Origin of the sequence: Streptomyces durhamensis, assembly GCF_000725475.1 — a bacterium.
Taxonomy (GTDB): domain Bacteria; phylum Actinomycetota; class Actinomycetes; order Streptomycetales; family Streptomycetaceae; genus Streptomyces; species Streptomyces filipinensis.
Genome location: NZ_JNXR01000016.1, coordinates 89,047 through 106,519, shown reverse-complemented (window position 1 = coordinate 106,519; position 17,473 = coordinate 89,047). Strand labels below are relative to the sequence as shown.

At 73.1% G+C, this 17,473-nt stretch carries 13 protein-coding genes; 5 read left to right on the top strand and 8 right to left on the bottom strand.

All coding sequences use genetic code 11. The features are described from left to right. Nucleotides 1–30 precede the first annotated feature (30 nt). Nucleotides 31–1,620, bottom strand: coding sequence for an FAD-binding oxidoreductase (locus IO33_RS0124835; protein ID WP_031168739.1), 1,590 nt, complete (start codon nucleotides 1,618–1,620; stop codon nucleotides 31–33). Nucleotides 1,621–1,732: 112 nt separating this feature from the next. Between IO33_RS0124835 and IO33_RS0124830 the strand changes: the two genes are divergently transcribed. Together IO33_RS0124830 and IO33_RS0124825 are read left to right on the top strand one after the other, a co-directional pair. Then, nucleotides 1,733–2,332 carry a TetR/AcrR family transcriptional regulator gene (locus tag IO33_RS0124830; protein WP_031168737.1) on the top strand — a complete coding sequence of 200 codons (600 nt, stop codon included), beginning with the start codon at nucleotides 1,733–1,735 and terminating at the stop codon, nucleotides 2,330–2,332. After that, nucleotides 2,329–3,912 carry a glycerol-3-phosphate dehydrogenase/oxidase gene (locus IO33_RS0124825; RefSeq protein WP_031168735.1) on the top strand — a complete coding sequence of 528 codons (1,584 nt, stop codon included), beginning with the start codon at nucleotides 2,329–2,331 and terminating at the stop codon, nucleotides 3,910–3,912. The genes IO33_RS0124830 and IO33_RS0124825 overlap by 4 nt, the downstream gene beginning before the upstream one ends. 475 nt (nucleotides 3,913–4,387) lie before the next feature. On the opposite strand, the gene IO33_RS0124820 is transcribed toward IO33_RS0124825, so the two are convergent. Both IO33_RS0124820 and IO33_RS0124815 read right to left on the bottom strand, forming a co-directional pair. Further along, a complete protein-coding gene (locus IO33_RS0124820) occupies nucleotides 4,388–5,839 on the bottom strand; it encodes a WGR domain-containing protein (RefSeq protein WP_031168733.1) in 1,452 nt (483 codons plus the stop codon). 138 nt (nucleotides 5,840–5,977) lie between these two features. Next, nucleotides 5,978–6,628, bottom strand: a complete 651-nt coding sequence (locus IO33_RS0124815; protein ID WP_037685900.1) for a TetR/AcrR family transcriptional regulator — start codon at nucleotides 6,626–6,628, stop codon at nucleotides 5,978–5,980. Between the two features lie 160 nt (nucleotides 6,629–6,788). Here IO33_RS0124815 and IO33_RS0124810 point away from each other — a divergent pair, with 160 nt between their 5' ends. Then, complete coding sequence (locus tag IO33_RS0124810; protein ID WP_031168729.1) at nucleotides 6,789–7,574, top strand: SDR family NAD(P)-dependent oxidoreductase; 786 nt, start codon at nucleotides 6,789–6,791, stop codon at nucleotides 7,572–7,574. Nucleotides 7,575–7,643: 69 nt separating this feature from the next. Here IO33_RS0124810 and IO33_RS0124805 read toward each other — a convergent pair whose 3' ends face one another. The 5 genes from IO33_RS0124805 to IO33_RS0124785 form a co-directional block, all read right to left on the bottom strand. Then, on the bottom strand, nucleotides 7,644–9,233 hold the full coding sequence (locus IO33_RS0124805; RefSeq protein ID WP_031168727.1) for a multicopper oxidase family protein: 1,590 nt from the start codon (nucleotides 9,231–9,233) through the stop codon (nucleotides 7,644–7,646). A 318-nt stretch (nucleotides 9,234–9,551) separates the two neighbouring features. Then, nucleotides 9,552–10,523, bottom strand: coding sequence for a threo-3-hydroxy-L-aspartate ammonia-lyase (locus IO33_RS0124800; RefSeq protein ID WP_031168725.1), 972 nt, complete (start codon nucleotides 10,521–10,523; stop codon nucleotides 9,552–9,554). 156 nt (nucleotides 10,524–10,679) lie between these two features. Further along, a complete protein-coding gene (locus IO33_RS0124795; RefSeq protein ID WP_031168724.1) occupies nucleotides 10,680–11,666 on the bottom strand; it encodes an aldo/keto reductase in 987 nt (328 codons plus the stop codon). A 198-nt stretch (nucleotides 11,667–11,864) separates the two neighbouring features. Further along, complete coding sequence (locus tag IO33_RS0124790; protein ID WP_031168722.1) at nucleotides 11,865–13,745, bottom strand: ATP-binding cassette domain-containing protein; 1,881 nt, start codon at nucleotides 13,743–13,745, stop codon at nucleotides 11,865–11,867. Between the two features lie 268 nt (nucleotides 13,746–14,013). Continuing rightward, the gene (locus IO33_RS0124785; protein ID WP_031168720.1) at nucleotides 14,014–14,718 is read right to left on the bottom strand and encodes an SDR family oxidoreductase; all 705 of its coding nucleotides are present in this window, start codon (nucleotides 14,716–14,718) and stop codon (nucleotides 14,014–14,016) included. Between the two features lie 379 nt (nucleotides 14,719–15,097). On the opposite strand from IO33_RS0124785, the gene IO33_RS0124780 reads away from it, so the two are divergent. Further along, nucleotides 15,098–15,895: an SAM-dependent methyltransferase gene (locus tag IO33_RS0124780; protein ID WP_031168718.1), complete on the top strand. Its 798-nt coding sequence runs from the start codon at nucleotides 15,098–15,100 to the stop codon at nucleotides 15,893–15,895. Between the two features lie 119 nt (nucleotides 15,896–16,014). Beyond that, complete coding sequence (locus tag IO33_RS0124775; RefSeq protein ID WP_245235878.1) at nucleotides 16,015–17,439, top strand: uracil-xanthine permease family protein; 1,425 nt, start codon at nucleotides 16,015–16,017, stop codon at nucleotides 17,437–17,439. The last annotated feature ends 34 nt before the right edge of the window (nucleotides 17,440–17,473 follow it).

The window sequence follows — 17,473 nt, the reverse complement described above, 5'->3', positions numbered from 1 at the left end:
GATCTGGTGGGACGGACGTCGGTGGGAGCGTCAGTCGGTGGGGAGCAGGACGCCGGGGTTGAGCAGGCCCTCGGGGTCCAGGCGGCCCTTGACGGCACGCAGGGCCGCGATGCCGAGCGGTCCGGCCTCGCGGACGTACCAGTCGCGGTGGTCGGTGCCGACCCCGTGATGGTGCGAGATGGTGCCGCCGGCCGCCAGTACGGCCTCGTTGGCCGCGTGCTTGGCGGGGGTCCAGTGGGCCACCGGGTCCTCGCCCTGGGCGCTGACGACGGTGAAGTACAGGGATGCGCCGTTCTCGTACACGTGGGAGATGTGGCACATCACCAGGGGCGGGGTGCCGGCCTCGGTGAGGGTGTCGGTGAGCGCGGCGCGTACGGCCTGGTAGAGGTCGGGGATGCGGGACCAGAAGGCGGCGGTCTCCAGCGTCTCGGCGAAGGCGCCGACGTCGAGGAGGGCGTCGCGCAGGTACGGCGCCGAGTAGCGGCCGTGGGCCCAGCGCTCGCCCGGTTCGGCGCCGACGAGGGTGCCGCCGCAGGCGGTGAGGACGGCCGCCGCCTGCTCCCGGCGCAGCGCGGTGTCCTCGGCCGTGCCCTCGTAGCCGGTGATGGCGAGGCAGCCGGCCGCGCTCTGCGTCAGGTCGCCGCCGATGGCGTCGGGCTGCGCCAGGCCGATGAGCGTCTCGGTCTCGTCGGACAGGCGCAGCACGGTGGGCCGGGGTCCGTCCTGGGCGAGCCGGCGCAGGGCGGCGGCTCCCTCCTCGAACGAGGCGAACCGCCAGCCCTCGTAGATCCGTTCCTGCGGCACGGGGCGGATCCGTACGGTGACGGAGGTGATGACGCCGAAGGCGCCTTCCGAGCCGAGGACGAGCTGGCGCAGGTCCGGTCCGGCGGCGGAGCGCGGGGCACGGCCCGTCTCGAGTGTGCCCTCGGGCGTGGCCAGGGTCAGGCCGAGGACCATCTCGTCGAAGCGGCCGTATCCGGCGGAGGCCTGTCCGCTGGAGCGGGCCGCGGCGAAGCCGCCGATGGTGGCCCATTCGAAGGACTGCGGGAAGTGACCGAGGGTGAAGCCGTGTCCGGCGAGCAGCGCCTCGGCCTCGGGGGCGCGCAGGCCGGGCTGGAGTACGGCGGTGCGCGAGACGGGGTCCAGGTCGAGCAGGCCGTCCATGCGGCGCAGGTCCAGCGCGATGAACGCGGTCCGCTGGGGGGCGAGTCCGCCGACGACTGAGGTGCCGCCGCCGAAGGGGACGACGGCGAGGCCGTGCGCGGCGCAGGCACGCAGGACGGCGAGCACCTCGTCGTGGGAGGCGGGCAGGACCACGGCCTGCGGGACGTCGCAGAAGTCCCCGGTGCGGATGCGCAGCAGGTCGGGCGTGGACTTGCCGCGGGTGTGACGGATGCGGCTCTCGCTGTCGGTGCGGACGTGGTCGCCGCCGACGGCCTCGGTGAGGGCCTTCAGCGCGGCCGGCTCCGCCGTGCTGCCGGGCAGCCGGATGTCCTCCAGCGAGACGGCGGGGGTGGTGCGGGGCTTGACGCCGAGCAGGTCGCGCAGCAGTGCGGTCACCGAGTCGGGCAGCGGTGCCGCCTTGGCCGGGTCGCCCCAGCCGTTCCACAGCATGTCCATTGAACGGTCGTCCTCACAGGTCGGTGTGCTCGGTTCGCGCGACGGCCCGGCGGCCGTGCCCGGAACGACGGTGTCCTGCTTCCGCCCGGCCCGGGGCGTTACACTGTGACACATGACGCCTATTCGTCACAACGGCTCGGACAACGATCATGTGCTCGACGCGGTGCGCGACTGCGTACTGGCCGTCGGAGTCCGCCGCACCACCCTCGCCGACGTGGCCCGCCGCGCCGGCGTCTCCCGGATGACGCTGTACCGCCGCTGGCCGGACCTGCGGACCCTGGTCGGCGATCTGATGACCCGGGAGTGGATCGACGTGGCCACCCGGGCGATCCCCGATCCCACGGCCGGCACGGACACCCGCACCCGGATCGTGGACGGACTGGTGAGGGGCGTCGAGGCGTTTCGGGCGCACCCGCTCTTCCGCAAGATCATCGACGTCGATCCGGAACTGTTGCTGCCGTATGTACTGGACCGGCGCGGAGCCAGTCAGGAGGCGCTGCTGACCCTGCTGGCCGACGCGGTGCGCGCGGGCCACGCGGACGGGTCGGTGCGTCACGGCCATGTCGAACGGCAGTCCCGCGCCCTGCTGCTGACCGTGCAGTCCTTCACCCTGTCCCTGCGCACGATGACCGACGAGGATGATCCGGAGCTGGACTCCGCGGCCTTCCTCGGCGAGTTGCGCTCCCTCCTGGAGAGGACCCTCACGCCATGAGTCACACCAGGTCCCACCACGGCTCGTCCCTCAGCGCCCACCGCCGCGGGCGGGAACTGGCCGAGGCAGCCGACGGCAGGGTCGCCGACGTACTGGTCGTCGGGCTCGGCGCCACGGGCGCCGGAGCCGCACTGGACGCGGCGGCACGGGGACTGGACGTCGTCGCGGTGGACGCCCACGACCTCGCCTTCGGCACCTCCCGCTGGAGCTCGAAGCTGATCCACGGCGGGCTGCGCTACCTGGCCTCCGCGCAGTTCGACGTCGCGCACGAGAGCGCGGTCGAACGGGGGGTGCTGATGACCCGGACCGCCCCGCACCTGGTGGCCGCCCAGCCGTTCGTCCTCCCGCTGACCCCGCTGGTCTCCAAGGCCCAGGCCTCGCTGGCCTGGGCCGGCTTCCGGGCCGGGGACATGCTGCGGCTGGCCGCCCGGACCCCCCGCCAGGCGCTGCCCGCACCGCGCCGGCTGTCGGCCACGGAGGCCCGGCACCTGGCCCCCTCGGTACGCGCGGCCGGGCTGCGCGGCGGACTGCTGTCCTGGGACGGCAAGGTGACCGACGACGCCCGGCTGGTCACCGCCCTGGCCAGGACCGCCGCCGCACAGGGCGCGCGGGTGCTGACGCGGGTCAGGGTGGTGGAGCTGACCGGCACGGGCGCCCGGATCCGCGACGAACTCACCGGCGAGGAGGGCGAGATCAGGGCCCGCGCCGTCATCAACGCGACCGGGGTGTGGGCGGGTGACCTCGTCGAGGGCATCCGGATCCGGCCGTCCCGGGGCACCCACCTGGTCCTGCGCTCGGAGCGGCTCGGCGCGCTGCCGGCGGGCCTGCACATCCCGATCCCCGGCGAGACCAACCGCTTCGTCCTCGTCCTCCCGCAGGGCGACGGGCGGGTGTACGTCGGCCTCACCGACGAGCCGGTCGAGGGCGGGATCCCGGACGTCCCCGAGGTGCCCGAGACGGACATCGGCTTCCTGCTGGACGTGCTCGGATCGGCCCTGGACGTGCCGGTGGCCCGGGAGGAGGTCGTCGGCGCCTTCGCCGGACTGCGCCCCCTGCTGGACACGGCCGCGGACGACGGCCGCGCCGGCGCGCCCGCCCGCACCTCCGACATCTCCCGCCGGCACGCGGTACTGACGTCCGCCGACGGGGTCACCACGATCGTCGGCGGCAAGCTCACCACCTACCGGCGGATGGCACAGGACGCCGTGGACGCCGCGACCGCCGCCCGGGGCCTTCCCGCCGGCCCCTCCCCCACCGCCGCACTGCCCCTGGTCGGCGCGGCCGCACCAGCACGGCTGCGCACCCTGTCGGCACCCCGCCGCCTGGTCCGCCGCTACGGCACCGAAGCCGCGGCCGTCCACGCCCTCACGGTGCAGGACCCCGCCCTGGCCGAGCCGGTGCTGCCGGGCCACCCGGTGACCCGCGCGGAACTGCTGTGGGCGGTCCGGCACGAGGGCGCACTGGACGAGTCGGACCTCCTGGACCGCCGCACCCGCATCGGGCTGGTACCGGAGGACCGCGCCGAGGCACACGCCGCTGCACGGGAGGCACTGACGGAGGCGGCGACTCCACGTCCCTGAATCCCCCGGCCACCGGCCGACGGCAACGGGAGCCGCAGACCGCCGCTGGCAGGGCGGCGGTCGGCGGTCGGCGGTCGGCGGTCGGCGGTCGGCGGTCGGCGGTCGGCGGTCGGCGGGGAGACGCTGACGGAGCCGCCGGCCTGCGGCGAGGGGCCATGTGCCGACACCGGGCGGTGCGGGTCGTGCTGCCGCCGCTTCGCCGCTGCAGACGTGCGGTTCCGCTGCCGTCGGCCTCCTGCTCCGCCACTGCTGGTCCCCTGCCCCGGCCACCGCCGGTCCGCAGGCGGCGACAGGACGACGGCAGCGCGAGCCGCACGCCCGCGGCCGCGACACCGCACACCAGCGGACCGACCGCAGCGCGACCCGCACACCCGGCCAGGCCGACCGCAGCGCGACCCGCGCCCCCACAGCCACGAAGCCCCAACCCGACGGGCCGACGGCCGACGAGGGCCGCACTCCGCCGTCACGAGACCTGTCACAGCAGGCGGCGGATGTCTCCGCGGACGCGGTAGAAGCCGCTCGCCGCCGGGTGCAGGGCGTCCACGACGTAGCGGGCGCCCGGCTGGCGTATCGCGCGCGGGAACTGGACGTTCCAGGAGGCGTCGTAGCCCTCGGACACCACGTGCACCCGCAGCCGGCCGCCCTCCTGCACACACTCGACCACCACGGCCCCGGAGGGGGCCCGGTCGACGGTGGCCACCGCGGCCACGGCGGTGGCGGGTGCGTAGGTGGGCAGGGCGGCGGCGAGCTTGACGTCCCGTGCCACCGGCACCGTGCCCTGCTGGGCCGCGGAGATCGCCGCCTCGCTCGCGTCGACGCACACCAGCGAGCCGTCGGTGGTCACCAGGTACAGCCGCTCGTCGCGGTACTGCATCGACAACGCCGAGCCGCCACCCGTGCCGAGCTTCCACAGGCGCGTGCCGTCCCGGTCGAAGCAGTAGACGGACGACGCGGCGTCCCCGGCGAAGACGAACCGCCCGCCCGGCGACGTGGCACACGAGTACACCGCGCCGTCGCAGAGGTACGTCGCCTCGATCGCGCCGGTCGCCTTCGACAGCCGCTGGACCACGCGGTGCCCCGTGCCCGCGTACACGGCGTCGTCCTCCTGCCAGCCGAACAGCACGCTGCCCTTGGTGGCCGTGTGCCACAACTCGCCACTGCCGTCGGGCGCGTAGGCGGTGACGCCCGTGAGATGGCCGTGGTAGACGGCCCGGTCGTCGGCGCGGACCATCCAGGCGTGTTCGCCCTGGCTGCGGCGGGCCCACTGGTGTTCGTCCTCGTGGTCGATGACGGTGAGCCGGCCGGCGCGGTCCGAGACGTTCAGGATGCCCTCGTGGATGTCCAGCCAGAAGATGTCGACGTCGGCGGCGATGTCGTACGCGGCGAACGGCAGTTTGGAGGAGAGGTCGTAGACCTTGCCGTCGTCGCAGCCCGCGTAGATCCAGAAGTCGTCGGCCACCAGGCACTTCACTCCGTCCGGCAGGCTGAAACGGGCCAGGACGGAGCCGTCGTGGCCGAGGGTGTAGACGTCACCCGCCTGGTTGCCGACCCAGCAGTGCTCGTCGTCGACGTGGATGCCGAACGCGGCGGAGCCGGTGCTCAACCGCCACAGGACGGGCGCCGCCGCACGGGCGGTGGACGGGGCCGAGCTGACCTGACGCCGGGTCACCGCGCGGGGCGCACGCTGCCCCCGGACGGCCGGGGCATAGCCCTTGCGGACCTTCTCCCCCACCTTCTTCGCGGCCGCCGCCCTGGCCTTCTCGGCGGTCGGGAAGGTCGTCGTCTGGGTCTGCCCCGCGGCGCCGATCCTTCCGTACCGAACCGTCACCACCTGGCCGTCGACGGTCACTTCGTAGAACTTGTGGGCGCCGCCGCCCTCCTGTGACAGCTCCAGGTACGTCGTCGACACCGCGGCAGCCGTGGTCATGGCAGACCCCTCCCCAGGACGGACCCGCGGCCGTTCCGGCAGGCCCTCACTGATCGAACCGTAAGGGCGACCACTGACAACGCCCCCGCACCGGGGCGGAGGCGGCCTCTGCCCGGCGGACAGGCAGGCACCCGCCGGCTAGCCCTCCCCGGCGCCGTCCGGCGTCAACGCGCTCATTCCACCGACCAGTTGACGTAGACAGTCGACCGCCAGCGCGGCCGGTGAGGCCTCACCGGTGACTCCGGCCTCCGTGGCGGCCCAGGTCTCCAGCGCGATCCGGATCGCATCCGTCGCCGCCGCAGCGACGAGGCGTACCTGCACCGTCCGCAGACGTCCGTCCGCGAGCCGGGCGACGACCGGGACGAGCCGTTCCTCCGACTCCTGGTTGACGCGGTACCACACCGCGCGCAGCGCCGGATCGCCCGCCGCCGCCCGCAGCAGCCCGCGGGTCCGCAGCAGCGCCCGGGCGGCCTGCGCGTCCGGTGCCGCCAGGGACTGCTCCACCGCCGTCTCCAGCGCCCGGGACACGTCCGCGCCCGGCTCCGCCGCCTCCAGCAGGGCCCGCCACCGGTCGGCCCCGTCGGCGAGCAGCGGGCTCACCGCGTCCTGCTTCGAGCGGAAGTAGCGGTAGAAGGTCCGCAGCGCGACGCCCGCGTGCCGGGCGATCTCCTCGGCGGTGGTCGCGTGCGGGCCCTGAGTGGCGAACAGCTCCGCCGCCGCGTGCGCGATCTCGAGTTGGGTGGCGGCCTTGCGGCGCTCGTTCAAGGAGGAGGGCGGCTTGGTGCTCACCCCAGAAGGGTACGGCCCCACACCGCATAGTGGCATTCAATGTCGAGATGGCAAAACGTGCCAGTCCGGCGTAACGTGAAGCGCCGAGCACGTCTGCAGTCAAGCGATCCGGCGTCACGGAAGGCCCCGCCGCACACCGGCAGGGCGGGCAGGAGAGAACATGAACCGCTACGAAGGCCGCCGCGCGCTGATCACCGGGGCCGGCTCGGGCATCGGCCAGGCCACCGCGCTGCGCCTCCTCACCGAGGGCGGCACCGTGGTGGCCGCTGATGTGAGCGAGCGGGGGCTGAAGGACACGGTCGGCAAGGCCGGTGCGCACGCGGACCGGCTCACCACGGTCGTCGTGGACGTCGCCGACGAGGCCTCGGTGCGCGAGGGCGTCGCCGCCGCGAGCGCCGCGCTCGGCGGACTGGACGTGCTGGTCAACGCGGCCGGGATCCTGCGCTCCTCGCACACCCACGAGACGAGCCTCCAGGAGTTCACCCGCGTCCTGCAGGTCAACCTCGTGGGCACCTTTCTCGTGATCCGCGCGTGCATACCCGCGCTGCGGGCGGGCCGGGACGCGGCGGTCGTCAACTTCAGCTCCACCTCGGCCGAGTTCGCGCACCCTTACATGGCCGCGTACGCGGCGAGCAAGGGCGGCATCCAGTCGATGACGCACGCCCTGGCCGCCGAATACGCCAAGCAGGGCATCCGGTTCACCGCCGTCCAGCCCGGCTCCATCTCCTCCGGGATGACCGACGGCAGTGGCGCCAGCGGGCAGAGCACCGGGCCGGGGCTGCCCGAGGACGCCGACATGTCCCTCTTCGCCAAGCTGTCCCCGGCACTCGGGCAGGGCTTCGCCGCCCCCGAGGCGGTGGCGTCGGTCGTCGCCATGCTCGCCTCGCAGGACGGGAGGTTCATCACCGGAACGGAGGTCCGCGTCGACGGCGGCACCCACTTCTGACGGCGTGCCGCCGGGCACGGGAACCGGGCCGTGCCCGACGGCGGACCAGCGGTCTTCCGGATCAGCCGGTCACTTGAGGTATCCCAGGATGGTCATCATGCCGCTCTCCGAGTGGTACTGGTTGTGGCAGTGGAGCATCCACAGGCCCGGGTTGTCGGCGTCGAAGTCGACGACGAGCTTGCGGTGGGGCAGCACCAGCGCGGTGTCCTTGCGCGTGCCGACCCCGTCGAGGCCGGTGACGGCGAAGGTGTGACCGTGCAGGTGCAACGGGTGCCACATGTCGGTGGCGTTGATGAGGGTGAGCCGTACCCGTTCGCCGGCGCGCACCGGGTGGCGCCTGCGGGGGTCGTAGGGTTGGTGGTCGAAGCCCCAGTCGAACCTCCGCATGCCGCCGGTGAGCCTGATGCGCAGCTCTCGGTCGGGGTCGCGGTCCTCCAGCGCCACGGACTCGTCGGGTACGAGTCGACGCGCCGGTACGACCCTCCCGTCCAGCTCGTCAGGGCGGACGTTGCGGCCCGGAATGCTCCTTCCCCCGTCGGTGCGCAGCACGGCGAGGGCCTGGCCCGGCTTGCCCTCGGCGCGTGCGACCAGGGGGAAGACACCGTCCTCGGCGGTGACCAGGACGTCGTACCGCTCCGCCATGCCGATGAGGAGGGCGTCGGTCTCCTCGTGTTCCACGGGATAGCCGTCGGTGTGCGTGACGGTCATGGTGTGGCCGCCCAGTGCCACCCGGAAGGCGGTCTCGGAGCCCGCGTTGATGATGCGCAGCCGGACGCGGTCCCCGGGGCGGCACCGGAACACCGCCGGATCGGCGGGCAGCCGGCCGTTGACGAGGTAGTACGGATAGGCCACGCTGCCCCCGGGACTGTCGAGCATGCGGCTGTACGAGGTGCGCAGCACCCGGGAGGGGCCGGTCGGCAGGCCACCGCGGGCGGGCCCCATCGCCATGCCTCCTCGCCCCATGGACATACCCGCGCCGGGCTTGAGCTGGTCGAGCACCCGGTCCGGGGTGGAGCCGTCGACGCCGTCGAGCCAGTCGTCGAGGACGACGACCCATTCCTTGTCGTAGGACAGGGGTTCCCTGGGGTCGTCGACGATGAGCGGGGCGTACAGCGCCCGGTCGGGCTGGACTCCGACATGGGAGTGCAGGAGGTAGGTGCCCGGGTGGGAGACGGTGAAGCGGTAGGTGAAGTCGGTCCCCGGACGGATGGCGTGCTGCGTCACGTCCGGGACGCCGTCCATGTCGCAGCGCAGCCGAACTCCGTGCGCGTGCAGGGTGGTGGCGGCCGGCAGCCGGTTGGCGAGGGTGAGGCTGAGGACGTCACCCGCGGTGACGCGCACCACGGGACCGGGCAGGGTGTCGTCGTAGGCCCAGCTCCGGACGGTCCGCCCGCCCAGGTCCAGCGTGGCCGGGCGGGCCGTGAAGGCGAGGCTGCGCACGGGGCCGGGACGGCGTCTGCGCTCGGCGGCCAGGACCTCCGGACCCGAGGGGTCGACATATTGACCGGTGCCCGACGGACCGAGGACGGATTCGCCGCGCACGGCCCTCTCGGGGCTGTGGGGGGAGCGGGGAACGACGTCGGGCCGGACGGGCAGGAGTCCCGCGCCTGCGGCAGCGAGCGGGGCACGGAGCAGAGTACGCCGCGAAGGTGTGTGCATGGCTGTAATAAGACACAAATTGCGGCGCGATAGGGGGAAATGCGGCGCGTGCGTCGGTGATGTCGGGCTCCGGTGACCCGGTCGGCGGGCGGCGCCTGAGGCCACACCGGGGAACCGGAGCTCCCGGGGTCCGCCGCCTCCCGGACGGCGTCAGGAACCGTGGATCCGGGGCGATCGGCGCCGCCTTGACGCCGGTGACGCCGGCCGGCCGGCGGACGGCGACCGGTCACCGACGCGGTCCGGGGCGGCCCTGGACCGAGGGCCGCGCGCACGGCCCGGGCGTTGCGCGGCACTGATCGCACCGCGCCGCAACCCCCTTCATCCGCCGACGAGTTCGGTGAACCGGCGGGTGTCGACATTGCCGCCGGAGGCGATGACGCCGATGCGGGGCGGGAGGTCGTCGACGCGGCCCGCCAGGAGTGCGGCCAGGCCGGTGGCACCGCTGGGCTCCAGGACGATCTTCAGTCGTTCGAAGGCGAAGCGCATGGCGTGCACGATGTCCGCGTCGCTGACCAGGGAGATGGCGTCGACGAGATGCCGGTTGATCTCGAAGGTGATCTCGCCGGGCGTGGGCAGGGCCTGTCCGTCGGCGATGGTACGGGGCACGGGCAGCGTGACACGGGATCCGCTCTCCAGGGAGCGCCTGGTGTCGTCCCCCGCTTCCGGCTCCACGCCGACGACCCGGATGCCGGGGTGCAGGGCTTTGGCGGCGGTGGCGCTTCCGGCGATCAGGCCGCCGCCCCCGACGGGTACGACCAGGGCGTCCAGCGGGCCGGTCTCGTCGAGGAGTTCGAGCGTCGCGGTGCCCTGTCCGGCGATGACATGGGGATGGTCGTAAGGAGGGATGAGGGCCAGGCCGCGGTTCTCGGCCAGCGCCGTACCGAGCGCGGTGCGGTCCTCGGTGTAGCGGTCGTAGGTGACGATCTCGGCGCCGTATCCGGCGGTCGCCTCGCGCTTGGAGCGCGGGGCGTCCTCGGGCATCAGGATGACGGCGGTGGTGCCGAGTTCGCGGGCGGCCAGGGCGGTGGCCTGGGCGTGGTTGCCGGAGGAGTAGGCGGCGATGCCCTTGGCCAGCTGTTCCGGGGAGAGCTGGGCGGCCGCGTTGTAGGCGCCGCGGAACTTGAAGGCACCCGCGCGCTGGAAGTTCTCGCACTTGATGAACACCTCGGCGCCGACGAGGGCGTTCAGGGTGCGCGAGGTGAGGACGGGGGTGCGGTGGGCGACGCCTTCGATGCGTGCGGCGGCCGCACGGACGTCGTCGAACGTTACGCCTGAAGCGGCGGCGGCCATGGCGGTCTCCTCTGCCTGCCCAGCGTCCGCGGACCTGGCCGCCGGACACTTGGACTGATTTTCCATTCCTGGACAGGAACTCTAGGTAGCCCGGCGCCCGCCTGTCCAGGGGGCGGCGGGACGGGCGCCGGGTGACGGCATGACGTGCGGCGGGCCTCAGTGACCGCTGATCCCCCGGGGCGTGTACGGCTCCTCGAGTTCCCGGACCTCGTCGTCGGTGAGCCGCAGGTCGAGCGCGGCGAGCGCGTCCGGGATGTGGTGGGCCTTGGTGGCACCGACGATGGGTGCGGTCACCCCGGGGCGGGCGGCGACCCAGGCCAGGGCCACCTGGGCGCGCGGGACGCCACGGCGCGCGGCGATCGCGGCGACGGCGTCGACGATCCGCTTGTCCTCCGGCTGGTACAGGGTCCGGCCGTAGGCGTCCGTCTCGCTCCGGACGCTGGCGGCGTCCCAGTCGCGGGTGAGCCGGCCGCGGGCGAGCGGGCTCCACGGGATCACGCCGACGCCCTGGTCTGCGCAGAGCGGCAGCATCTCGCGTTCCTCCTCCCGGTAGAGGAGGTTGTAGTGGTCCTGCATGGACACGAACTTCGTCCAGCCGTGCAGCTCGGCGGTGTGCTGCAGCTTGGCGAACTGCCAGGCGTACATCGAACTCGCCCCGATGTAACGCGCCTTGCCCGCCCGGACCACGTCGTGCAGCGCCTCCATCGTCTCCTCGACCGGGGTGTGCGGGTCGAAGCGGTGGATCTGGTAGAGGTCGACGTAGTCGGTGCCGAGCCGGCGCAGGCTGTGGTCGATCTCGGTCATGATCGCCTTGCGGGACAGCCCCGAACGGTTGGGGCGGTCGCTGCGGGCCGCGCCGTTCTCCACCGCGAAGTAGACCTTGGTGGCGATCACGACGTCCTCGCGCCGGGTCATCTCCCCGAGCGCCCTGCCGACGATCTCCTCGCTGGTGCCGGCCGAATAGCTGTTGGCCGTGTCGAAGAACGTGATGCCCGCGTCCAGGGCCTGGCGGATGAGCGGGCGGGCAGCGTCCTCGTCCAGGGTCCACGGGTGCGGCCCCCGGTCCGGAACGCCGTAGCTCATGCAGCCCAGCGCCAGCCGGGAGACCTCCAGGCCGCTCGTGCCGAGCTTGACGTACTCCATGGTGCGTTTCCCCTCGTCGGTGTGGTCCCGCCGGGCGCGCCACAGCCCCGGGGCGGGGCCGGACGGGACTGCTCCGTCAACGTGATCATGATCGTATCGGCGCGGGCCCGGCCGCCGCCGCGACGGTCCGGGCCACGCTTCCGCAGGTTCGGGCCATGCCCGCGTCGTCCGGCCCCGCCCCCGGGTTGGTCAGCCGCGTCACCGGTCCTTGGCCAGGGCGACGAGTTCGGCGAAGAGGCCGCCGGCGTGGACGAGGTCGTCGTAACCGCCCTGCTCGATGACACGGCCGTTCCGCAGGACGACGATCCGGTCGGCGAGGCGGGTGTTCTCCAGCTGGTGGGTGACCACGATGGTGATGCGCCGCGCGGCGATGCGCTTGATCTCCAGGAAGATCTGGTGCTCGCCACGCGGGTCCATCTGGGACGTCGGCTCGTCCAGGATGAGCAGCGGGGTACGGCGGTACAGCGCGCGGCCGCAGGCCAGGCGCTGCCACTGTCCGCCGGACAGCTCGGCGCCGCCGAAGATCTCGCGTGCGAGCAGGGTGTCGAGCCCGTGCGGAAGCCGCTCGACCGCCTCCCGCATGCCGACCGCGTCGACGGCGTCCCACACCGGCCCGTCGTCATGGGTGCGCGGCTGGCCGAGCGTGATGTTCTCCCGGACGCGCAACGGCCAGCAGGCGAAGTTCTGCGGGACCAGCGCGGTCCGGCCCCAGACGGAGTCGGGCCGGGCGCGCGCGATGTCGACGCCGTCCCACAGGACACGGCCCTTGTCCGCGAGGAGGATGCCGGTGATGAGCTTGGTCAGCGTGGACTTGCCGGAGCCGTTCTCACCGACGATCGCGAGGATCTCACCGCGCCGCAGGGTGAGGGAGACGCCGTCCACGGCGGGCTCGTCCTTGCCGGGGTACTGGTGGACGACCTCCTCCAGCCGGATCTCCTCGACCTGTTCCGGGACCGTCGACTCCCCGCGTTTCGGGGCCCGTGCGGCGGCCATGTCGAGGAAGGAGCGCATGTCGGCGAGATAGAGGGAGGTGTGGAACAGGGCGGCGCCGTACTGCACGAACTGGGAGAGCGCGGCGAGCGTGGTCTGTACGGCGACCACCGCTGTCGCGGCGACGGGCAGGGCGACCCGCCCGGTCATCGCGAGCCACGCGAGCGCGGCCCAGGTGATGAGCAGGAACGCGCCGCCGAGGGCGGAGGTCGCCAGGACGATCCGGAGCATGCGGGGCGCGGCGGTCAGGGTGCGCCGGTCGATCCGCTCGGACAGCGCGCGGTACCAGTAGACGAGGTAGTCGGTCATGCCGTTGGCGCGGACCTCGTCGCCGTGCCGCGAAAAGGTGGCCCACCAGCGCATCATGCCCCGTACGTTGCGGTCGCCGACGTTGGCGTAGTGCGTCTCGTAGTCGACGCGGGCGGACAGCACAGCCCCGAGGCCCGCGGGCAGGACGGCCAGCAGCAACAGCGGGAGCATCAGCCAGTGCAGCGCCGTGATGACCGCGCCGGCGGCGGTCATGCGGATGAGCGAGGCCAGGAACTGCTGCGCGTCCTTGACCATCGTGGTGGTGCGGGTCACGCCGACCTCGGCGGCCTCCTGCCGGTCGGCGAACCCGTCCTCGCCCTGGGCTGCGGCCTCCACCCGGCAGACGGCGGAGACGAGGGCCACGTCGGCCTCGGTCACCAGCCGCGGGGTGATCCGGCCGTCGGCGTAGGCCGCCAGGGCCCGGCTGATCCGGCCGACCGCCGCCGCGGCGGTGACGACCACGAGGGCGGGCAGGGCCCCGTGCAGACGTTCGGACACAGGGCCCGTGCCGAGGATGTGCCGCATGGCCTGTGCGGTGCAGCCGAGGACCACGGCAGCCGCGAGGCCGGTGAGGAGCTGGCAGCCGAGGAGGAGGACGACCCCGGTCCGGTCGACGGACCAGGCCATGCCCGCAGTGTGGCGCAGCACGGACGGCAGACGCCCGCACATCCCCCGGAAACTGGCTTCTTCCAGGGGGTTCTTGCCGAACTTGCCCTCGTAGTTGATCGCGGCCGGCGGTGGAGGGGGCGGTGGGGCGTCTTCTGTCGAGGCGTCGGTCATGGTCACCTGCATCCCTCCATCGGGTCGGCACCGCACCTGGGTGGTCCGGCGGTGCCAGGCTCAACGAGGGCGCGGGCGAATCGAACGCACGCGATTCCGGACGAGTAGGGGCCCCGTGAATCCGGGGCGTCGAACGCGCGGTCACAGCGCCCCAAGGCCTCCGCGGCGGCGGCAGGTGACCGAAACGCCGGTGCTTGTGACGGCTGCGGCCGATGAGGTTCCGCGGTCGACGAGGTGCTGTGACCGAGGGATTTCTGACGAGGTTTCGCTACGCGGAGAGCTGCGGATAGAGGGCCGTCAGGTCCTCGGACAGCCCCGCCTTCACGCTCCGGGTGAGATCGTCGGCCAGCACCTCGTACGCCCCGGCCTCCACACCGTCCAGCGCCAGGGCGGCGACGGCGCCCGGAGCGGACTTGGGGGCGTCGATGTCCGAGGCCATGTCGGTGTCGATGTAGCCGACGTGCAGCCCGGTGACGGCGATGCCCCGTGAACGCAGCTCCAGGCGCAGGGAGTTGGTCTGGGACCACAGGGCGGCCTTGGTGGCGCTGTAGGAGCCGGCGACGCCGAGCCAGGAGAGCACGGAGTGGACGTTGAGGAGGTGTCCGCCGCCGTTGCGCTCGACGACCGGGACGAAGGACCGGGTGACCAGCAGCGGTCCGTAGAAGTTGATCTCGAATTCGCGGCGTACGTCGTCGAGGGGGGCGTCGAGGAAGGACCTCGCGCCGAGCGAGACGCCCGCGTTGTTGACCAGGATCGTGACGTCCCGGGCCCGCGCCGCCGCGGCCTCGACCGACGAGGGGTCGGTGACCTCCAGGGCGAGCGGCTCGGCGTCGGGGTGGGTCACGGTGTGCGGGTCGCGGGCCGTGGCGTACACCTTGGCGGCTCCGCGCGCGTACAGCTCCTCGACCAGCGCCTTGCCCAGACCCCGGCTGCCGCCGGTGACGAGTGCGACCGAGTTCTTGATCGACGTCATGTTCACCCCTCCCACGGGAAACCGATCGGTTTCCTGCACCGTAAACCGATCGGTTTCCGAGCGCAAGCGCGTGCCGTGCGGGGAAGGACGGAAGGGCGGGGAACGACCTGAGCGCATGGATTCACCGTTCCCCGCCCCGGAACGCGTCGACCCGCCTCGTCACGGACACGGAGGGACGACTCGGCGACCGGTCCGACGATGGTTCGACTCACCGATCTCGTTGCCCACCCTGCGACGCCGGCCGCCCGCGGGCCACCGGAGCCGGGCCGCCCGGGTGACGCCCCGGGAACTACGGGCGCGCACCCGGTAGTTGATATGGGAAGCTTTGGCCAGCCGTCTGCGGAGCCGAGGCCGTGACGGCCGCCGAGAGGAGCACAGCGTGACACAGGACGGCGTCCAGGCCGTGCACATCGACACCAGCAAGCCGCATCCCGCGCGGATCTACGACTACCTCCTGGGCGGCAAGGACAACTACGAGGTGGACCAGCGGGCCGGCGAAGAGCTGGCCGCCGCCGCACCCGAGGCGCGCATCGGCGTACGGGCGAACCGCGCCTTCCTGCACCGCGCCGTCCGTCACGCCGTCGGCAGCGGGGTGCGGCAGATCCTGGACATCGGCACCGGACTGCCCACCTCGCCGAACGTGCACGAGGTGGCCCAGGAGGTGGCCCCGGACGTACGCGTCGCCTACGTCGACAACGACCCGATCGTGGCCGCACACGGCAACGCCCTGCTCAGCCGCTCCGGCACGACCAGCATCGTCCTCGGCGACCTCCGCGACCCGCAGGCCGTGCTGGAGCACCCCCATGTCCGCGAGGTGATCGACTTCGAGCGGCCGGTCGCCGTGCTCCTCGTGGCCGTCCTCCACTTCCTCACGGACGCGGAGCGCCCCGGCGAGATCGTCGCCACCCTGCGCGACGCGCTGCCGGCCGGCAGCTGCCTGGTGCTCTCGCACGCCACGGGCGACTTCGCCGACCGCACCGCCGCCCAGGCCGTCTACAACAAGGCGACCGCCACCCTGAACCTGCGCCCGCGCGCCGAGATCGAGCGGTTCTTCGACGGCTTCGAGCTGGTCGAGCCGGGCCTGGCCCAGGTCCCGTTCTGGCGCCCGGACAGCACTCCCCCGCCCCGCTCCGACGAGATCGGCTTCTACGGCGGCGTGGCCCGGAAGAACGCCTGAACCGGAAGCGAGACCCCGGTCCAGCCCCTTGACCGACCCCCCGTCGGGGGCTCCATACTGGCCGCCGTCCACGGCCGGATCGTCGAGGCCTGAACCGAGCGAGCGAACGGAGCCCGCGCGTGTCCAGTCCCGTACATCCCGTCGACCCCACTCCCGTACCTCCCGGCGCCCCCGCCGCACCCGCGGACGGCGCGGGTGCCGTGCACCCCGTGGACGAGTCCCGGCCCCGTGGGCGGATCCTGCTCTTCGGCGTGCAGCACGTCCTCGTCATGGCGGCGACACCGATCTCCGCGATCTTCCTGATGAGCGCCACCCTCCGGCTCAGCCCGGGCACCACCGTGGATCTGCTCTCGGCGGCCCTGCTGCTGTCCGGGATCGGCTCGCTCGTGCAGTCCCTCGGCCCCTGGAAGTTCGGGCCACGGCTGCCGCTCGTGATGCTGCCGGGCGGTGCGCCACTGATCCTGTTCCTGTCGATCGCGCAGCAGCACGGGCTGCGCACGGCGACCGGCGCGGTGCTGCTCACCGCCGCCTTCACCTTCCTGGTGCTGCCGCTGTTCTCGCGCCTGCTGAGGTTCTTCCCGCCCCTGGTCATCGGCACGATGATCGTGATCGTCGGGGTCAACCTGGTGAAGGTCGGCGCGCTGCTGGTCACCGGGCAGCCCGGAACGCCGCGCTTCGCCGATCCGGCCCGCCTCGGGCTGGCCTTCGCCACCATCGCGCTGATCGTCGTCTTCACCCGGCTGCTGCGCGGGGTGCTGCGGCAACTCGCCGTGCTGCTCGGACTCGCGGCCGGCACGGCCCTCGCCTTCGCCCTCGGCCAGGTCCACCCGGGCTCCGCTCTGTCGGGCCGCCTGGTGGGCCTGCCCAGGCCGTTCCCGTTCGGCGCCCCCGTCTTCGACCTGCTCGCGGCGCTGCCGCTGCTGCTGTACACGCTCGCGTCCATGGCGGAGGCGACCGGGCAGACCGTCATCAACGCGGAGGCGGTCGGCAAGGACATCGACGTACGGACCGACGTGCCGCGTACCGTCCGCGGGGACGCCCTGACCTCGCTGCTCGGCGGCTGCTTCGGGCTGCCGTTGATGGTGACCAGCGGCGAGAACATCGGCATCGTCCGGGTCACCGGCGTACGCAGCCGCTACGTCACGGCCGCCGCGGGCGTCGTCCTCGTCGTCCTCGGCTTCGTGACCCCCGTGGCGCGGGCGGTCAGCGTGATGCCGCCGGCGGTGGTCGGAGGCGCCGCGATGGTCGTCTTCGCGGTGATCACCGTCCTCGGCGTGCAGATGCTGGGCCGGGCCCGGCTCCAGGACCACACGGCCACGGTGACCTGTGCGGTGGCGCTCGCGCTGGGGCTGCTGCCGATCCTGGTCCCCGGTGTGTACTCCGGCTTCCCCCCGGGCGTGCGGATCCTGCTGGAGAGCGGGGTCGCCGTGGGCGCCCTCGTCGCCGCCGTCCTCAACGTCGTCTTCCATCATCCGGCGCGGCACACCGCGGACACCGCCACCGTCGTGCCGGCCGATGCGCCCGGTCCGGCCGCCCGTGTCTGACCTTCCGCGCCTCCCCCCTCTCGAACAACGGAGC